16 protein-coding genes are annotated in these 16,130 nt (G+C 72.7%); 9 read left to right on the top strand and 7 right to left on the bottom strand.

The genetic code is table 11. The features are described from left to right. Positions 1-38 precede the first annotated feature (38 nt). Positions 39-1,403 carry a glutamine synthetase family protein gene (locus tag ACZ5WC_RS28810; protein WP_468543553.1) on the bottom strand — a complete coding sequence of 455 codons (1,365 nt, stop codon included), beginning with the start codon at positions 1,401-1,403 and terminating at the stop codon, positions 39-41. A gap of 73 nt (positions 1,404-1,476) precedes the next feature. Here ACZ5WC_RS28810 and ACZ5WC_RS28805 point away from each other — a divergent pair, with 73 nt between their 5' ends. From ACZ5WC_RS28805 to ACZ5WC_RS28795, 3 genes are all read left to right on the top strand, one after another. Beyond that, complete coding sequence (locus tag ACZ5WC_RS28805) at positions 1,477-2,286, top strand: FadR/GntR family transcriptional regulator (RefSeq protein WP_468543552.1); 810 nt, start codon at positions 1,477-1,479, stop codon at positions 2,284-2,286. A 137-nt stretch (positions 2,287-2,423) separates the two neighbouring features. Further along, positions 2,424-3,902, top strand: a complete 1,479-nt coding sequence (gene eat / locus ACZ5WC_RS28800) for an ethanolamine permease (protein ID WP_468543551.1) — start codon at positions 2,424-2,426, stop codon at positions 3,900-3,902. A 58-nt stretch (positions 3,903-3,960) separates the two neighbouring features. After that, the gene (locus ACZ5WC_RS28795) at positions 3,961-4,701 is read left to right on the top strand and encodes a gamma-glutamyl-gamma-aminobutyrate hydrolase family protein (protein WP_468543550.1); all 741 of its coding nucleotides are present in this window, start codon (positions 3,961-3,963) and stop codon (positions 4,699-4,701) included. Between the two features lie 9 nt (positions 4,702-4,710). Here ACZ5WC_RS28795 and ACZ5WC_RS28790 read toward each other — a convergent pair whose 3' ends face one another. The 3 genes from ACZ5WC_RS28790 to ACZ5WC_RS28780 all read right to left on the bottom strand — a co-directional run bounded on the left by ACZ5WC_RS28790 (position 4,711) and on the right by ACZ5WC_RS28780 (position 6,701). Further along, the gene (locus ACZ5WC_RS28790) at positions 4,711-5,373 is read right to left on the bottom strand and encodes a hypothetical protein (protein ID WP_468543549.1); all 663 of its coding nucleotides are present in this window, start codon (positions 5,371-5,373) and stop codon (positions 4,711-4,713) included. 93 nt (positions 5,374-5,466) lie between these two features. After that, on the bottom strand, positions 5,467-6,048 hold the full coding sequence (locus ACZ5WC_RS28785; protein WP_468543548.1) for a TerD family protein: 582 nt from the start codon (positions 6,046-6,048) through the stop codon (positions 5,467-5,469). A gap of 77 nt (positions 6,049-6,125) precedes the next feature. Continuing rightward, complete coding sequence (locus tag ACZ5WC_RS28780; protein WP_096628035.1) at positions 6,126-6,701, bottom strand: TerD family protein; 576 nt, start codon at positions 6,699-6,701, stop codon at positions 6,126-6,128. Positions 6,702-6,886: 185 nt separating this feature from the next. Here ACZ5WC_RS28780 and ACZ5WC_RS28775 point away from each other — a divergent pair, with 185 nt between their 5' ends. Together ACZ5WC_RS28775 and ACZ5WC_RS28770 are read left to right on the top strand one after the other, a co-directional pair. Further along, positions 6,887-7,318 carry a BlaI/MecI/CopY family transcriptional regulator gene (locus ACZ5WC_RS28775; RefSeq protein WP_468543547.1) on the top strand — a complete coding sequence of 144 codons (432 nt, stop codon included), beginning with the start codon at positions 6,887-6,889 and terminating at the stop codon, positions 7,316-7,318. Between the two features lie 2 nt (positions 7,319-7,320). Next, a complete protein-coding gene (locus ACZ5WC_RS28770) occupies positions 7,321-8,253 on the top strand; it encodes a M56 family metallopeptidase (protein ID WP_468543546.1) in 933 nt (310 codons plus the stop codon). 52 nt (positions 8,254-8,305) lie between these two features. On the opposite strand, the gene ACZ5WC_RS28765 is transcribed toward ACZ5WC_RS28770, so the two are convergent. After that, on the bottom strand, positions 8,306-8,527 hold the full coding sequence (locus ACZ5WC_RS28765) for a hypothetical protein (RefSeq protein WP_468543545.1): 222 nt from the start codon (positions 8,525-8,527) through the stop codon (positions 8,306-8,308). A gap of 401 nt (positions 8,528-8,928) precedes the next feature. Here ACZ5WC_RS28765 and ACZ5WC_RS28760 point away from each other — a divergent pair, with 401 nt between their 5' ends. Both ACZ5WC_RS28760 and ACZ5WC_RS28755 read left to right on the top strand, forming a co-directional pair. Further along, entirely contained in the window at positions 8,929-10,260 is a 1,332-nt protein-coding gene (locus ACZ5WC_RS28760; protein WP_468543544.1) for a hemolysin family protein, read from the top strand. After that, on the top strand, positions 10,257-11,279 hold the full coding sequence (locus ACZ5WC_RS28755; RefSeq protein ID WP_468543543.1) for a hemolysin family protein: 1,023 nt from the start codon (positions 10,257-10,259) through the stop codon (positions 11,277-11,279). Before ACZ5WC_RS28760 ends, ACZ5WC_RS28755 begins: the two co-directional genes overlap by 4 nt. Before the next feature lie 30 nt (positions 11,280-11,309). Here the strand turns inward: ACZ5WC_RS28755 and ACZ5WC_RS28750 are convergent, their stop codons facing one another. Further along, the gene (locus ACZ5WC_RS28750; protein WP_468543542.1) at positions 11,310-11,582 is read right to left on the bottom strand and encodes a twin-arginine translocase TatA/TatE family subunit; all 273 of its coding nucleotides are present in this window, start codon (positions 11,580-11,582) and stop codon (positions 11,310-11,312) included. A 149-nt stretch (positions 11,583-11,731) separates the two neighbouring features. Here ACZ5WC_RS28750 and ACZ5WC_RS28745 point away from each other — a divergent pair, with 149 nt between their 5' ends. Together ACZ5WC_RS28745 and ACZ5WC_RS28740 are read left to right on the top strand one after the other, a co-directional pair. Beyond that, positions 11,732-12,676 (top strand): ion transporter, encoded by a 945-nt coding sequence (locus ACZ5WC_RS28745; RefSeq protein ID WP_468543541.1) that lies wholly within the window; start codon positions 11,732-11,734, stop codon positions 12,674-12,676. Positions 12,677-12,801: 125 nt separating this feature from the next. Beyond that, positions 12,802-14,646, top strand: coding sequence for a hypothetical protein (locus ACZ5WC_RS28740; RefSeq protein ID WP_468543540.1), 1,845 nt, complete (start codon positions 12,802-12,804; stop codon positions 14,644-14,646). A gap of 114 nt (positions 14,647-14,760) precedes the next feature. Here ACZ5WC_RS28740 and ACZ5WC_RS28735 read toward each other — a convergent pair whose 3' ends face one another. Beyond that, positions 14,761-16,119: a geranylgeranyl reductase family protein gene (locus tag ACZ5WC_RS28735; protein ID WP_468543539.1), complete on the bottom strand. Its 1,359-nt coding sequence runs from the start codon at positions 16,117-16,119 to the stop codon at positions 14,761-14,763. Positions 16,120-16,130: the final 11 nt, after the last annotated feature.

Below are 16,130 nucleotides of genomic sequence, written 5' to 3'. Positions count from 1 at the left end.
ACGGACCTCGATCGGGAGTGGTCGTGGCGGCGGGCGGGTCAGAGGCGTTCGAAGGAGCGGCGCAGCTCCCAGTCGGTCACCGCCGCGTCGTACGCGGCGAGTTCGACGCGGGCCATGTTGAGGTAGTGCGCCACGACCTCCTCGCCGAACGCCTCCTTGGCGATGGGGCTGGCCTCCCACAGCTCGGCCGCCTCGCGCAGGGTCGTCGGCACCTGGTCGTAGTCCCCGGTGTACGCGTTGCCCGTGCAGGCCTCGGGCAGCGGCAGCCGGTGCTGGACCCCGTACAGACCGGCGGCGACCAGTCCGGCCACCGCGAGGTGCGGGTTGACGTCGCCGCCGGGCAGCCGGTTCTCGAAGCGCGTCGAGCGCCCGTGGCCGACGACCCGCAGGGCGCAGGTGCGGTTGTCGACGCCCCAGGCGACGGCGGTGGGGGCGAAGGAGCCGGGCTGGAAGCGTTTGTAGGAGTTGATGTTGGGCGCGTAGAGGAGGGAGAAGTCCCGCAGGGCGGCCAGCTGACCGGCCAGGAAGTGGCGCATCAGTTCCGACATGCCGTCCGGACCGTCCCCCGCCATCGCGTTCTCGCCGTTCTCGTCGGTGAGCGAGAGGTGGATGTGGCAGGAGTTGCCCTCGCGCTCGTCGTACTTGGCCATGAAGGTCAGCGACACGCCTTCCTGGGCCGCGATCTCCTTGGCGCCCGTCTTGTAGACGGCGTGCTGGTCGCAGGTGGTCAGCGCCTCGTCATAGCGGAAGACGATCTCGTGCTGGCCCGGATTGCACTCGCCCTTGGCGGACTCGACGGTCAGTCCGGCCTCCTGCATCTCGTTGCGGATGCGGCGCAGCAGCGGCTCGATGCGGCCGGTGCCGAGGATCGAGTAGTCGATGTTGTACTGGTTGGCCGGGGTCAGCCCGCGGTAGTCGCGGTCCCAGGCCTCCTCGTAACTGTCCCGGAAGACGATGAACTCCAGCTCCGTGCCGACCTGCGCCGTGTAGCCGAGCTCCGCGAGGCGGTCGAGCTGGCGGCGCAGGATCTGGCGCGGCGCGGCCACGACCGGGCTGCCGTCGTGCCAGGCGAGATCAGCGATCAGCAGGGCCGTGCCCTCGTGCCAGGGGACGGGGCGCAGGGTGGCGGTGTCCGGGACCATGCCGAAGTCGCCGTAGCCGTTCTCCCACGAGGACATCGCATAGCCGTCGACGGTCCGCATCTCGGTGTCCACGGCCAGCAGGTAGTTGCAGCCCTCGGTACCGTGCTCCAGCACCTCGTCCAGGAAGAACCCGGCCGCGAACCGCTTCCCCTGAAGCCGCCCCTGCATGTCGGGGAAGGCCAGCACCACGGTGTCTATCGACCCGTCCGCGACGCGTGAGCGGAGCTCGTCGACGCCGAGCGGGGGTGTGCGGTCTGCCACGGGATGCCTCCTTGGGGGAACCGGGAGCCATAAGGTATGACAGAGAACCATTGCTTGGGAAGGGGATTCGCCAGTGGTCACCAGAAGGAGAACCGACGACACCCGTCCGGCGGCCGGGGAGGGCGCTCCCGGGGCCGGCGGCCTGGTGGCGGGCGGGGGAGCGGCGGAGGGCGGCCCCGGCCCGCTGGCCTCCGTCCTGCGGCCCGTGCGCGCGGGCAACGGCTTCGAGGAGACCCTTGAGCAGGTCCTGCAACTGCTCCGCCTCGGCCTCGTCCCGCCCGGCGACCGGCTGCCCGCCGAGCGCGAACTCGCCCAGCACCTGGGCGTCAGCCGGGTGACCCTGCGCGAGGTGCTCAAGGTCCTCCAGGACCAGGGCATGGTGGAGAGCCGGCGCGGCCGCTACGGCGGGACGTTCGTCCTGCCGCGCACCAGTGCCGCCGACGGCAGCGACGAACTGCGGCGCCGGGTGGCGGCCGTCGACGTGGAGGACACCCTGCGCTTCCGCGAGGTGCTGGAGACCGGGGCCGCCGGGCTCTGCGCCGACGGCCTCGCGACGGACGGGGCCGCCCGGCTGCGGGCGGCCCTCGAAGCCACCCAGGGCGCCCGGCTGGAGGACTACCGCCGCCAGGACACCCTGCTCCACCTCACCCTCGCCGAGCTCTCCGGCTCCCGCTCGCTCGCGGCCCGGTACGCCTCCGTCCGGGCGACCCTCAACGAACTGCTCGACTGCATCCCCCTGCTGGTGCGCAACCTGGAGCACTCCCAGCAGCAGCACGCGGCCGTCGTCGAGGCGGTGCTCGACCGGGACGCGGAGGCGGCCCGCGAGATGATGCGCGAACACTGCGGCGGTACGGCGGCGCTGCTGCGAGGCTTCCTGGCCTGAGACCCGGGAAGCGAATCCGTAACCGCTCTTTAACGCACGCCCCTTGCCATGCGTCCCGATGTTCTACAAAGGTGTGCCGGCGAACCTTTGATCGACGCAGTTCCACCGGTGAAGTCGACACACATCTGGAGCACCTGATGGCTCAGGAAACCGAAACACCCGCCGGTCCACCCGGCGGCGCGCGTACGGGAACGGCCGACGCCTCCGGCACCACCGCGTATCTCCACCGCCGGACCCTGCGCCGGGGCAGCGCCGGATGGCTGCTGCTGACCGGGCTCGGCGTCGCCTATGTCGTCTCCGGCGATTTCTCCGGCTGGAACATCGGCCTCTCCAAGGGCGGCTTCGGCGGACTCGCCGTCGCCACACTCCTCATGGGCGTCATGTACGCCTGCCTCGTCTTCGCCCTGGCCGAACTCTCCGCCATCCTCCCCACGGCGGGCGGCGGTTACGGATTCGCCCGGCGTGCGCTCGGCACCTGGGGCGGCTTCCTCACCGGTACGGCCATCCTCATCGAGTACATCCTCGCCCCGGCCGCCATCTCCCTCTTCATCGGCGACTACGTCGAGTCGCTCGGCCTGTTCGGGCTCACCTCCGGCTGGCCCGTCTACCTCGCCTGTTTCGCGATCTTCATCGGCATCCACCTCTGGGGCGTCGGCGAGGCGCTGCGCTTCAGCCTGGTGGTGACCGCCATCGCGGTGGCGGCCCTCCTCATCTTCGCCGTCGGCGCGTTCACCGAGTTCGACGCGGGCCGCCTCAACGACATCCCGGCGGACGCCTCCGCCTTCGGCTCCTCCTCGTGGCTGCCGTACGGACTCCTCGGCATCTGGGCCGCCTTCCCCTTCGGCATGTGGTTCTTCCTCGGCGTGGAGGGCGTGCCGCTCGCCGCCGAGGAGGCCAAGGACCCGGTCCGCTCGATGCCGAAGGCTCTGGCCATCTCGCTCGCCGTGCTGGTCTTCCTCGCCCTCATCACCTTCGTCTCAGCCACCGGCGCCCAGGGCGCCAACGCCATCAAGGAGGCCGGGAACCCGCTGGTGGTCGCGCTCCAGGGCAGCGGCGAGCCGACCGTCCTGAGCCGCTTCGTCAACTACGCGGGCCTCGCGGGCCTGGTCGCCTCCTTCTTCTCCCTGATCTTCGCGGGCTCCCGTCAGCTGTTCGCCCTCTCCCGGGCGGGCTACCTCCCCCGGTTCCTCTCCCTGACCAACCACCGCAAGTCCCCCTACCTCGGGCTGCTGATCCCCGGCGTCATCGGGTTCACGCTCGCCGCCTGGAGCGGCAACGGCGGCCGGATGCTGAACGTCGCCGTCTTCGGCGCCACCATCAGCTACGCCCTCATGGCCCTCTCCCACATCGTGCTGCGCCGCCGCGAACCCGGCCTGCCGCGCCCCTACCGCACCCCCGGCGGCGCGCTCACCTCCTCGGTCGCCTTCGTTCTGGCATGCTCGGCGCTGGTGGCGACCTTCCTGGTGGACCGCGACGCGGCCTTCATCGCGCTCGGTGTGTATGCGGTGGCGCTCGCCTACTTCGCCTTCTACAGCCGCCACCGCCTGGTCGCCGGAGCCCCGGAGGAGGAGTTCGCCGCCCTCGCGGCGGCCGAGGCGGAACTCGCCCGCCACTGAACCCGTCCGCACCCTGCGGCCGTCGACACGATCCCCCCGACCTGAAGGAGTACGTTCCATGTCCCGGCCCGTCATCGGCATCAGCACCTACCAGGACCCGGCCCGCTGGGGTGTGTGGGAGATGCCCGCGGTGCTGCTGCCCGCCGCTTATCCGCGTCTCGTCCGGGCGGCGGGCGGCCTCGCGGTCCTGCTCCCGCCCGATGACGCGGCGGACGCGGCCCGGGAGACCGTCGCGGCCCTGGACGGACTGGTCATCGCGGGCGGCGCGGACGTCGAACCGGCCCGCTACGGCGCGATCCCCGACCCCCGTACAGGCCCCCCGGCCCGCGAACGCGACGCCTGGGAACTGGCCCTGATCGGGGCCGCGATCGAGCAGCGCATCCCGCTGCTCGGCATCTGCCGCGGGATGCAGCTGCTGAACGTCGCCCGCGGCGGCACCCTGCACCAGCACCTCGACCACCACACCGGCGGCCCCGGCGTCTTCGGCCGCCACCCGGTGACCCCGGTACCCGGTACGGCGTACGCGGACGCCGTACCGGAGACGGCCGTGGTGCCCGCGTACCACCACCAGGCGGTCGACCGCCTGGGCGCGGGCCTGGCCCCCTCCGCCCACGCGCCGGACGGAACGGTGGAGGCCCTGGAGCTCCCCGGCCACGAAAGCCTGGTGCTCGGCGTCCAGTGGCACCCCGAGATGGGCGAGGACACCCGGGTCATGACGGCCCTGGTCGAGGCGGCCCGCCGCGGCTCGCGCACACCGGGTGCCGGAGCACCCGCCGATGTGGCGGTCGCCGTCTCCTGACGCGACCGGTCAGCGGCGGGTGTCGGGGAGGTACGGGGAGTGGGCCGCCTCGGTCAACTTCGCGACGAGGAACGGCCGGATGCCTTTGTCCCGCAGGGCGTCCAGCCAGGCTTCGCGGGCACGGTCCAGGGCGTCCGCCCGGACGGGAGCGGCCGACGGCCCCTCCGCCGACTGCCTCGCCGCCGTGCGGTAGAGGGCGACGATGCTGATCAGAGAGGCGGCCGCCGCGACCGAAAGGCTGATCCAGCCGACGCCGACGAGGGTGTCGGACAGCGCGGGCAGGCTCTCGGCGAAGCGCAGCGCGTAACCGAGGAGCAGGAACGTGGCCGCGGCGACGGCGGCGAGCACCGGCGTCAGGACCCCGAGCACCGCCAGCACCCCGGCCCCCGGCCGCTCCTGGTCGCCCGGCCCGGACAGCGGCGCCGCCCCGACGCCCTGCCGGGCGCCCAGGGCCTCCCGCCGCAGGGCCGCGTAGCGGCGGTACTCGGTGTCCGCGGCGGCGGCCGTGCAAGGGGCGGCCTCCAGCGCCAGGGCGCGCAGTCGGCCGACGGGCACTCCCGACCGTTCGAGCAGCTGCTGGATCTCGGGGCAGTCGATGACCTCGTCGAGCGCGCGCGTGCAGTCGGATCTGTCCTCGTCCTCGAAGTCCCCGGACCGGGAAGGCCTGCGCATACTGTCCCTCAGTCGATACATCGATACGTCGCTGTACAGCGGTGCGCCGGCCCGGTGGGTGCCCTCCGGGCCGGCGCGGTGAAGCCGGTGGAACTACAGGTGCTGTGCGACCGCGGGCATGAGGTCCTGGAACGTGCGCCCGTCCGCCGCCGCGCCGATGGCGGTCATCTGCCAGCCCGCGCCCGCCCGCTGGACCTTGGCCATGATCTGCGCGGTGTGCCGTCCGCCCCCGGTCAGGGTGTAGCGGGCCAGCTCCTGCCCGTTGCTCTCGTCGACCAGCCGGCAGAAGGCGGCCTCGACCTCCTCGAAGGTCTGGCCGGTGAACGAGTTCACCGTGAAGACGATCTGGTCCACATGGGCGGGCACACGCCGCAGGTCGACGACGATGGACTCGTCGTCGCCGCCCTCACCCGCTCCGCCGACCCGGTTGTCCCCGGTGTGCTGGACCGAACCGTCATCGCTGGTCAGGTGCTGGAAGAAGACCACGTCCTGCGGCTGACCGTCCGCGAAGAGCACCGCCGAGGCGTCCAGATCGATGTCGCGGGCGGTCAGCCGGGCCAGGAACCCCTTGCGGGGAGCGGACTTCCAGCCCAGCCCCATCCGTACGACGCCGAGTTCGCCGCCTCCGGACTTGGTGAGACTGACCTGCTGGCCCTTGGTGAGGTTGATCGTCATGGTTCCGCCTTCGGTGCCTGGTGCTGATGCCTGTGTTGCTGGACTTCGTGTGGTGTGCGTGTCCGGAGCCCGGCGGCTCAGAGACTGACGCCGAAGTCGGCGACGATGCCGCTGAGCCCGGAGGCGTAACCCTGCCCGACCGCACGGAACTTCCACTCCGCGCCGTGCCGGTACAGCTCGCCGAAGACCATGGCGGTCTCGGTGGAGGCGTCCTCGCTGAGGTCGTAGCGGGCGATCTCCGCGCCGCCCGCCTGGTTCACCACGCGAATGTAGGCGTTGCGGACCTGGCCGAAGCTCTGCCCGCGGCCCTCCGCCTCGTGGATGGAGACCGGGAACACGATCTTCGCGACGGTCGCGGGCACCGCGGAGAGGTCGACCTTGACGATCTCGTCGTCGCCCTCGCCCTCACCGGTGAGGTTGTCCCCGGTGTGCTCGACCGAGCCGTCGGGGCTCTTCAGGTTGTTGTAGAAGATGAAGTGCTCGTTCGACAGGACCTTGCCCGCCTCGTCGCAGAGCAGCGCGCTCGCGTCCAGGTCGTAGTCGGTGCCGGTCGTGGTGCGGACGTCCCAGCCGAGACCGACGAGGATCGCGGTCAGACCGGGGGCTTCCTTGCTCAGCGAGACATTTCCGCCCTTGGCCAGACTCACGCCCATGATGTTCTCCCTTGTACGGTGACGGGTGGTCAAATCTACAGCACTGTAGATTTGCCGTGCCGGAAGACGGACGATTCCCGCCGCTCCCGGCCGGTGGCCGCTCCTCCCGGTGGCTGGATACGATTTCCCGATGCCCGGCCGGTGAACGGCCGGAACCGGGCCGGACGGAAACAGGGGGTCGGGCCGTGGAAGCCGAAGGAGCCGGTGGCGAGCGGGAAGTGCCTGTCCGCAGACGGGGCCAGGGCGAGCTGGAGGCCCAGGTGCTGTCGGTGCTGGGCGAGGCCGGCGAGCCGGTGAACGCGGCCTGGGTGCTGGAACGGCTCGGCGGCGGCCTCTCGTACAGCACCGTCATCACCATCCTCACCCGGCTGCACGCCAAGCAGGCCGTCACCCGCACCGGGCCCAAACGCCCCGTCCTGTGGCAGCCCGTGGCGAACGAGGCGGGCCTCGCCGCGCTGCGCATGCGCCGACTGCTCGACAAGCAGAGCGACCGCGACGCGGTGCTCTCCAGCTTCGTCTCCGTCCTGTCCTCCCACGACGAGGAGCTGCTGCGGTCCCTGCTCGCGGAGAGCGGTCCCGGCCACCCGCATGAGCCCACGGACAGGCCGGAGCGCTGACGATGGGCGTCTTCGTCTTCCTGCCTCTCGTTCTCCCGCTGACCGCCCTGCCGATCGCGCGGCTCGCCGAACAGCACCTCCACCCCCGCAGGGCCGCGCGGCTGCTGGCCACCGCCGCCGTGATCCTCGCCTCGTGCAGCCTGGTCTGCCTCGGGCTGCTGGTGGTCGTCGGCACGGCCCAGCTGCCCGGCAATCCGCTGCCCGACGGCTGGTCCGACGACGAGGTCCGCGACGCCGTGCCCCACGACGCGTTCGCGGGCAAGGCCGCCATCGTCGCGCTCGTCGCGGTAGCCGTGTCCTGCGGTTTCACCGTCCACCGCCACTACCTCTTCCGGGCCCGGGCGCACCGGGCGCTGGCCGGTCTGCCGGGCGGTGACCTCGCTGTGCTCCCCGATGACGTGCCGTACGCCTACGCGCTCCCCGGTTCCCCGGGGCGGGTGCTGGTCTCCACCGCGATGCTCGCCTCCCTGGACCCGGCGGAGCGCCGGGCGCTGTTCGCCCACGAGCAGGCCCACCTGGCGGGGCGTCACCACCGGCTGCTGCTCGCGACCCGGCTGGCGGGATGCGTCAACCCCCTCCTGCGGCCCCTGATCGCGGCCCTGGTCTACAGCACGGAGCGCTGGGCGGACGAGGAGGCGGCCCGGGTCACGGGCGACCGCAGACTGACCGCTCGCGCGGTCGGCAAGGCGGCGCTCGTCTCCCGCCCGGCCCCCGGCCGCCCGGCCTTCGCCGCGTTCGCCGCGACGGGACCGGTGCCCCGCCGGGTGGCCGCGCTCCTCGGTCCCGTGCCGCCGGACCGGGGATGGCCGCCCGCCCTCACCCCGGCCGGGGCCGCCGCCTTCGTCGCCGCGGCCGGGACGACCGTCTCGGCCCTGTCGGCGCTCAACGCGGCCGTGGCGCTGTTCCTCGTCCTGGAAGCGGCGACACCTCTGTAGGGGGGCGCGGTGCGGCCCGCCGGAGGAGCCCGGCGGGCCGCACCGGAGCACGTCAGGCCCGGCCGGCGTCGAGCGCGGCGAGGGCCTGGGCCCAGCGGGCGTACTTCAGGTTGGCCAGATCTGCCACCGTCTTGACGTTGAACGCCTCCTGGAGCAGCTCGCCGTCGCGGTCCGAGACGCCCTTCAGCGCCGAGACCGGGGCCGCCAGAATCGTGCTGAGGTCCTTGTCCGCGTAAGCCTTGTCGAGCACCTTGTCCAGGTCGATCTGGGCCACTGCTGCCTCCTGGGAGCTTGTCGCCCCGCCTTGACGGCGGGTGGCCCCGGTCGGGGCCGACAGCACAACCGCGGAGGGCGGCCGGTCAGTTCCCGGCCGTGCCCGGCACCGAAAGGTTCTCGCCACGGAGGCCGCCCCGATCCCGGTCTACTCCGCTGTAGAGTTCGTGGGCCGCGGTCCCGATCGTGGGCGCCGCCGGAAACGCACCGGCAGCGGCGGAGCGGGCGCTGCCCCTCCAGACATGGGCTGGACCCCCAGCCGGACAGGAGCCACGCGTTGTATGCCAGTCCGGGCCCTTCGGGGCCTGACCTCCGCCCTCCGGGGCCTGACTTCCACCGCACCCGATCCGCCGCCGCGGCCCCGGACCGGGTGGGCCACCGCTCCTGTGGGGCGAGTGCCCGATGACCGCCGCGCTGCTCGGCCTCCTGGCCGTCTTCGTCCTCACCGCCGGGACCGGCTACTTCGTCGCCCAGGAGTTCGCCTACGTCTCCGCCGACCGCCTCACCCTCTCCCGGGAGGCCGCGGCCGGTGACAAGCGGGCCGCCCGCGCCGTGAACGTCCTGGAACGACTCTCGTTCATGCTGTCCGGCGCGCAGCTCGGCATCACCGTCACGGGGCTGATCGTCGGCTTCCTCGCCGAACCGTCCGTCTCCACCCTGCTGCGGCCCGCCCTGAGCGGCACAGGTGTGCCCGACGGAGTGGTGTCGGGCATCTCCGTGGCGCTCTCCTTCGTGGTGGCGACCGTCATCCAGATGGTCCTGGGCGAACTCGCCCCGAAGAACCTCGCCCTCGCCATCCCCGAGCGGATGGCGAAGTCCCTGGCCGCCTCCACCCTGATCTACCTCCGAGCCGTCGGCCCGGTGATCCGCGTCTTCGACAGCGCCGCCAACCGGCTGCTGCGCCGGATCGGCATCGAACCCGTCGAGGAGCTCCACCACGGCGCCACCCTGGAGGAGCTCGGCCATCTGATCGGCGAATCCCACGAGCAGGGCCAGCTGCCCGCCGCGACCGCCGAGCTGATGGACCACGCCCTGGAGTTCTCCGAGCGCACCCTCGGCGAGGTGATGATCCCGCGCGCCGATGTCGCCTTCGTCCGCCGGGACGCCATGGCCGCCGAGGCCGTCGAGCTGATCGCCCGCCACGGGCACTCCAACTACCCCGTGCTCGGGGACCACCCCGACGACCCCGCCGGAGTCCTGGGCGTACGGGAGCTGATGCGCCTCTCGACCGCCGAGGTCGGCCGCACCACCGTGGGCACCCTGGCCCGCCGCCCCCTCCTGCTGCCCGAGCTTCTGAGACTCCCCGCGGCCGTCGCGCAGATGCGGGAGCGTGACGACGAGTTCGCCGTCGTCCTGGACGAGCACGGCGGCCTCGCCGGGATCGTCACCTACGAGGACATCGCCGAGGAGCTCGTCGGGGACATCGCGGACGAGAGCGACACCGTCGTCGAACTCGCGGTGGCCGACGGGACCGGCTGGATCGTCGACGCGGGGCGCCGTCCCGACGAGATCCAGGAGGCCACCGGCGTCGAACTGCCCCAGGAGAGCGACGACTACGACACCCTGGCCGGACTGATCATCGACCGGCTCGGCCGCTTCCCGACGGTGGGGGACCGGCTCACCACCGGCAGCGCCCGGATCGAGGTCCGTACGCTCGACCGGCATGTCGCCGAGTACGTGCGCATCGAAAGCACCCAAGGCACCGGACGCACCGAACAGGAGCCGCAGGCATGAGTTTCCCCCTGGCCCTCTTCGTGACCGTCCTGCTGCTGATCGGCAGCGGATTCTTCGTCGCCGCCGAATTCGCCCTGGTCGCCTCCAAGCGCCACCGCATGGAACAGGCCGCCGCCCGCGGGCAGCGCGGGGCGAAGGCGGCGCTCGCCGGAATGCGCGAGCTGTCCCTGATGCTCGCGGGCGCCCAGCTCGGCATCACCATCTGCACCCTGGGCCTCGGCTCCGTGTCCAAGCCCGCGATCTCGCACGAGCTGGACCCGCTGCTGGAGCGGCTCGGACTGCCCGCGGCCCTCAGCTACGGCATCGCCTTCGCGCTGGCGATGACGGTCGTCGTCTTCCTGCACATGGTCGTCGGCGAAATGGCACCCAAGTCCTGGGCCATCGCCCACCCGGAGCGCTCCGCGATGCTGCTGAGCCCGCCCTTCCGCGCCCTGGTCAACGCCGTACGCCCGCTGATCCGGCTGCTGAACGCGATCAGCAACGCCCTGGTACGGCTCTGCAAGGTGACCCCGCGCGACGAACTGACCTCGGTGCACAACCGGGACCAGCTCACCCACCTCATCGAGGAGTCGGAGCGGCTCGGGCTGATCAGCAAGGGCGACTCCGGCCTGATGACCCGGTCCCTGACCGAGCCGCAGGCCCCGGTGTCCACCCTCCAGATCCCCGCCGAACGGATCGCGACCGTCCCCGCGGACGCCGGACTCGACCGGATCCTGGCCACCGCGGCCGAGGCCGACCGCACCCGCCTGCTGGTACGGGACGGGGAACAGGTCCTCGGATCGGTGCACGCCCGCGACGCCCTGGTCGCCCGCGCCGGCGGCCGGGCCGTCCTCGCCCGCGACCTGGCCCGCCCGGTCCCGGAGCTGGCCCCGGAGGAGACCGCCGCCCACGCCGTGGAGCAGCTGCGCGATCGGCGCGCCACGATCGCCGTGGTCCGCGACGCGGAGGGCAGGCTCACCGGACTGGTCAGCCTGGACGATCTCCTCGCCCGCCTGCTGCACCCGCCGACGGCCGCCTGAGAGACCGCTCGCGGCCCGGGCCGCGAGCGGCTACAGGTCCTTGCGCTCGGTCGCCTCCCCGCGGATCACGCGAGGGGACGGCCGGGCGTCGTCGTCCGGGGCCGCCCCACCGGGCGCGGCCCCGGCCTGCGGGACGTTCTGCGGGTCGGTGTACGGGGCGTCCTGCTCCTTGAGGGCCCGCTTCTCGCTCTTGAGGATGCGTGCGGCCTTGCCGGCCGAACGCATCAGGTCCGGCAGCCTTTTGATGCTCAGGACCACCACGATCACGAGAAGAAGAAGGGTGAGCTCGCCGAACCCCAACATGGCTGCTGCTTTCTCTCGTGCGATCTGCGTCGGTAGGTAATCTACAGGGCTGTAGAGTATCCGTTCGCGGGTTCCATGATCAGGCTGCCCGGAGCAACCTCCTTTCAGGCCAGTCGTGTTCGGTGGCCGCGGACGACCAGGGAAGCGGGATGACGGACGCAGCGGCGCACGCCCCGCGCCGACGGCAGGCGGTGGCCGGGCGGTGCAGGGAGATCACGGAGGCCCGCTGGTTCGCCGCCCTGGTCTTCTGCCTCATCCTCGCCAACGCGGCGGTGCTCGGCATCGAGACGTACTCCGGACTGGCCGAGCGCTGGCACCTGGCCCTGCGTACCGTCGAGTACAGCTTCCTCGCCGCGTTCACCGTGGAGATCCTGTTACGCGCGGGCGCCCACGCCGAACGCCCCGCGGCCTTCTTCCGTGACCCGTGGAACATCTTCGACCTCGCCGTCGTCCTCTTCGCCTTCCTGCCGTTCCTCCGCGAGAACGGCACCGTGCTGCGCCTCCTGCGCCTCGCCCGGGTGCTGCGTGCGGCACGCTTCCTGCCCCAGCTGCGCGTCGTCCTGGTCGCGGTCGGCAGAAGCCTCCCCGGCACCGTCAGCTTCCTGCTCGTCGGCGGTCTGCTGCTCTACCTCTACGCCATGGTCGGCTGGATCTGCTTCTCCGACAGCGACCCGGAACACTTCGGCTCCCTGGGCCGCGCGGTCCTCACCCTGTTCCTGCTGATGACCCTGGACGGACTGGGCGACGCGGTGCGCGCGGGCCTGGAGATCTCCCGGTGGAGCATCCTCTACTACGCCTCGTACGTCCTGTTCGCCTCCTTCGTCCTGGTCAACGTCCTGATCGGGGTCGTCATCACCTCGCTCGACGAGGCCCGTTCGATGGAGGAGCCGGCGGAATCACCGGAGCCCGCCCGCCCCGGCCCGGCCGACGCCCTCCTGCCCACCGCCGACGCCACCGTGCTGCGCGAACGCGTCGCCGCGGCCCGCCGGGCCCTGGACGACCTCGAACGAGCCCTGGCAGCGGCCCCGGTGGAGCACACGGCCGTCGCACTCGCACCCGCACACGCGTCCGCGCCCCGTACGCGTACCGACTGATCCGGGTCGGTCTGCGGACACCGCTGTCCGCCTCCGACCGGGCGGAGGCGATACTGGTGGTCCTATCAGCGGTCATATCAGCAGTTCAGGCCTGTCGGCGGGCCGGTGGAGAGGCGGGGGCGCGCGTGAGTTCCACGAAGGAGCGGGAGGGGACGGCGATCGCTCTCCCGGCCACCGAGAGAGCCGTCGCCCGCTACCGGAGACGGGCGGGCACATGGTGTGCGGCCGGGGGCGGGGCTCTCGTGGCCGGTCCGGCGGCGGCCCTCCTCGCCGGGGGCGGCGGGGCCCGTCCGGGCTGGGCCATGCCGCTCGCGGCGTGGCTGTCCGTGGCGGGCCTCATCGCTCTCCTCGTCGGCCTGGTCCTCGTCTTCAACGCCCGCCGCATGCACGGGCGGCTGTCCGCGGCCCCCTGGACGGCCTGCGTCGCCCGGTCGACGGTCTCGGCCGTGACCGGCGCACCGCGCCTGGTGCTCCGCGACCCCCGCACCGGTGACCTCGTGTGCCTCGGCGCCGTCGTCGCGCAGGCCAACGCCCACCTCGCCGAAACCGGGTGGGACGGCATCGTGTGGTGGTGCGGCGACCCGGTGCGCGGCGGTGTCGTGTCACGGCCCGGCGGGGAAGGCCTGTTCTGGGCCCGCCCGGAGACCGGGGCCAAGCGGAGCCGGCTCATCGCGTGGGCGCGGGAGACGGGCATCGACGGCCGCCCCGATCCTGAGCGGATCCCCGGTCAGCGGCCGCAGGCGGGGCCGGGTACAGCCGAGCACAGGGCCCCGGCGGCGGTGCCGCGCCGGCGGCCGTGCTGGCGCTGGGTCCTGCTCGTGGGTTGTGCGGTCCTGGGGCTGGGCATCGCCGCGTCCCAGGCGGCCATGGACGACCCGAAGGCCGAGCTGACCGTGATCAGCGAGTCGGCCGACGGCGACTGCACCGTGCGCTGGGCCGACCCCTGGAGCGGCGAGCGGCGCGAAGGCCCGTTCCGCTGCGACCCCGACCGGGCCCCGATCCTGCACGACTGGGAGATCGGCTGGGTGGTGTCCTACGGCCCGTGGAAGGGTGACCTGTACAACGCCGACTGGGAGGGCACCCCGGCCAACGAGGTGAACGATGCGGTGTTGCTGGCGGGTGTGCTGCTGATCCTCGGCTCCCTGATCGGGGGCGCCATCCGCGTCGTACGCCGGATACGGGACCGCCGTTCCTTCGCGCAGGGCCCGGCCCACGCCTCCCCCGTGACGCCGCCGCGCTCTCGTGTCTCCCTGGTCAAGGGCGCCCCGGCGGAACAGGGCCCCGGCCTCTCCTGCGCGGTGGTGTCCGCGGCGGCCGAGCGCCGGGCCCCGCACGTCACGGAACCACTGCCGCCGCTCCCGCCCGGAGCCCGGGAGCTGCCCTGGTGGCGGATCGGACCGCTGCTGGAGCTCTCGGCGACGCTCGGGACCCTGCGCTCCCTGGCCGTGTCGCTGGCCGCGACCGCCTTGTGGTGGTGGCTGGACGAACCGGCGCCCCTGCTGGTCGGCGGCCTCGCGGCCTGCAATGCCGTACGGCTGGGCTACCGTGCCCTGCGCCACGGGATACCGAACGTCCGCGGACTGGTCCGTGCAGCCCGCCACCCCGGACCCGTACGCAAGCGGTACGCCCTGCTGCGCGGCCACGACGACACGGTGGTCCTGATCTTCTTCCCGCTGGACGGCGGCCCGGAGGCGCAGGCGGAAGGCTCCCTGGAGGTCTTCCCGCCGGGCACGTCACGCAAGCCGTGGCGTGGCCTGCCCGCCCCCACCGGCATCGCGGAGCTGTACGGGGACGTCGACGGTACGCCGACGGCGGACGGCGGACGGACGCGCGCCCTGCCGGACGACGCGGAGCGCCCCTTGCTCGTGCCGTGGATCGACGGACGCCCGCTGTGGCCGCTGCACGGTTACGACGCCGTGCGACCCGAGGACGTACGGGACCGGGAGTACTTTGCCGGGCTCCTCTCCTGAGCCGCCCGCCACCGCGCGGACCGGGCCGGGCGCGGCCGCCCGTTCCGCGTCCTGCTGTGAGGGCCGATCGAGGCCGTACGCCGTGCCCTGAGCGCTGAGGAATGGACCGGGCCGTCAGCGTGACCGCGCGCCGCTGCCGCGAGCGCCCGGCTTCGGGGACGGGACCAGGCGGAACGCGGTGTTGAGCAGATGGTCGACGACATCGCGCGAGGGCGTGTCCGTGAGGTTGGTGAGCAGCCGGGCCAGTGTGTTGAGGAGGAACGGCGAGCCCATGACGTACCGGTTGAGCACTGGCTGGAAGCCCGACCGGCTGAAGAGCAGGTCGGCGGCGGTGTTGCCGAGCCGGTAGTAGCGGCCCCAGCGGCGGTTCATCTCCACCGGGTAGCCGCGCAGCACCTGTTCGCGGCGCGGGCCCTCGGGATGGGCCAGGGCCAGTGCCGTGCTCTCGGCGGCGACCTCGCCCGCCTCCATGGCCTGGGCGATGCCCTCACCGTTCCAGGGGCTGACCATTCCGCCGGAGTCACCGACGAGCAGCAGCCCCCGCGCGTACAGCGGATGCCGGTTGAAGCCGAGGGGGAGCGCGGCGCTGCGGACCGGGCCCTCCGCGTTCTCCTCGCGCAGCCCCCACTCCTCGGGGGTACGGGCCAGCCACTGGTCCAGCGTGGCGCGCAGGTCCGCCTTGCCGTGCCGCCGGTGGGGGAGCGCCCCGAGCCCGACGTTGACCCGGCCGTCGCCCATCGGGAAGATCCAGCCGTACCCCGGAAGATACGGGCCGCCGTCCGGGAAGCGAAGGTCGGCCCACAGCTCCAGATAGTCCTCCCGGGAGCGCTCCGGGCTGCGGTAGTAGCGGCGGGCCGCAGTCGCGATCTGCCGCCGGGGGTCCCGCTCCAGGCCCATCGCCAGGGCCAGCCGCGCGGAGGCCCCGTCGGCGGCGATGACGACCGGCGCGCGGAAGTCGACCGGTTCCGGCAGGTCCGGGGAGTCCGAAGTCGCGGCGACCCCGATGACCCGGCCCGCCCGGTCGGTCAGCGGCCGCTCCGCCTTCCAGCCGCTGTACAGCCGGGCGCCGGCCGCCACGGCGTGCCGCGCGAGAATGTCGTCGAAGTCGTGCCGGCTGCGGGAGAGGCCGAAGTCCGGGTAGCGGCCCAGCGCGGGCCAGTCGATGTGCACCCGGTGCTCCCCGGCGACCCAGCGCATACCGCGCGAACGCGTCCAGCCCGGCGCGGAGACGTCGACGCCCATCCGGATCAGCTGATGCACCGCGTGCGGGGTCAGGCCGTCCCCGCACACCTTCTCCCGGGGGAAGCGGGCCTTCTCCAGCAGGATCACGTCGACCCCGGCCCGGGCCAGGTGGTAGGCGGCCGACGAGCCTGCCGGTCCCGCGCCCACCACGATCACCCGGGCGTCCTCCCCCGAGCGGGACACCCCCCGTACGTCCGTCGTCGCCAGGTCCGGTGGTGAGAGATCCCGCATCACAGTCCCTT

This window comes from Streptomyces sp. NPDC033165, from assembly GCF_055577965.1.
This window is presented reverse-complemented; position numbering and strand designations above follow the sequence as displayed.

What these genes read in the sequence shown, in the direction of transcription:
- ACZ5WC_RS28770 (WP_468543546.1), top strand. Translation starts at nt 7,321, where the DNA reads ATGGGCGTCTTCGTCTTCCTGCCTCTCGTTCTCCCGCTGACCGCCCTG.
- eat (WP_468543551.1), top strand. Translation starts at nt 2,424, where the DNA reads ATGGCTCAGGAAACCGAAACACCCGCCGGTCCACCCGGCGGCGCGCGT.
- ACZ5WC_RS28780 (WP_096628035.1), bottom strand. Translation starts at nt 6,701, where the DNA reads ATGGGCGTGAGTCTGGCCAAGGGCGGAAATGTCTCGCTGAGCAAGGAA.
- ACZ5WC_RS28790 (WP_468543549.1), bottom strand. Translation starts at nt 5,373, where the DNA reads ATGCGCAGGCCTTCCCGGTCCGGGGACTTCGAGGACGAGGACAGATCC.
- ACZ5WC_RS28735 (WP_468543539.1), bottom strand. Translation starts at nt 16,119, where the DNA reads ATGCGGGATCTCTCACCACCGGACCTGGCGACGACGGACGTACGGGGG.
- ACZ5WC_RS28795 (WP_468543550.1), top strand. Translation starts at nt 3,961, where the DNA reads ATGTCCCGGCCCGTCATCGGCATCAGCACCTACCAGGACCCGGCCCGC.
- ACZ5WC_RS28760 (WP_468543544.1), top strand. Translation starts at nt 8,929, where the DNA reads ATGACCGCCGCGCTGCTCGGCCTCCTGGCCGTCTTCGTCCTCACCGCC.
- ACZ5WC_RS28745 (WP_468543541.1), top strand. Translation starts at nt 11,732, where the DNA reads ATGACGGACGCAGCGGCGCACGCCCCGCGCCGACGGCAGGCGGTGGCC.
- ACZ5WC_RS28785 (WP_468543548.1), bottom strand. Translation starts at nt 6,048, where the DNA reads ATGACGATCAACCTCACCAAGGGCCAGCAGGTCAGTCTCACCAAGTCC.
- ACZ5WC_RS28750 (WP_468543542.1), bottom strand. Translation starts at nt 11,582, where the DNA reads ATGTTGGGGTTCGGCGAGCTCACCCTTCTTCTTCTCGTGATCGTGGTG.
- ACZ5WC_RS28755 (WP_468543543.1), top strand. Translation starts at nt 10,257, where the DNA reads ATGAGTTTCCCCCTGGCCCTCTTCGTGACCGTCCTGCTGCTGATCGGC.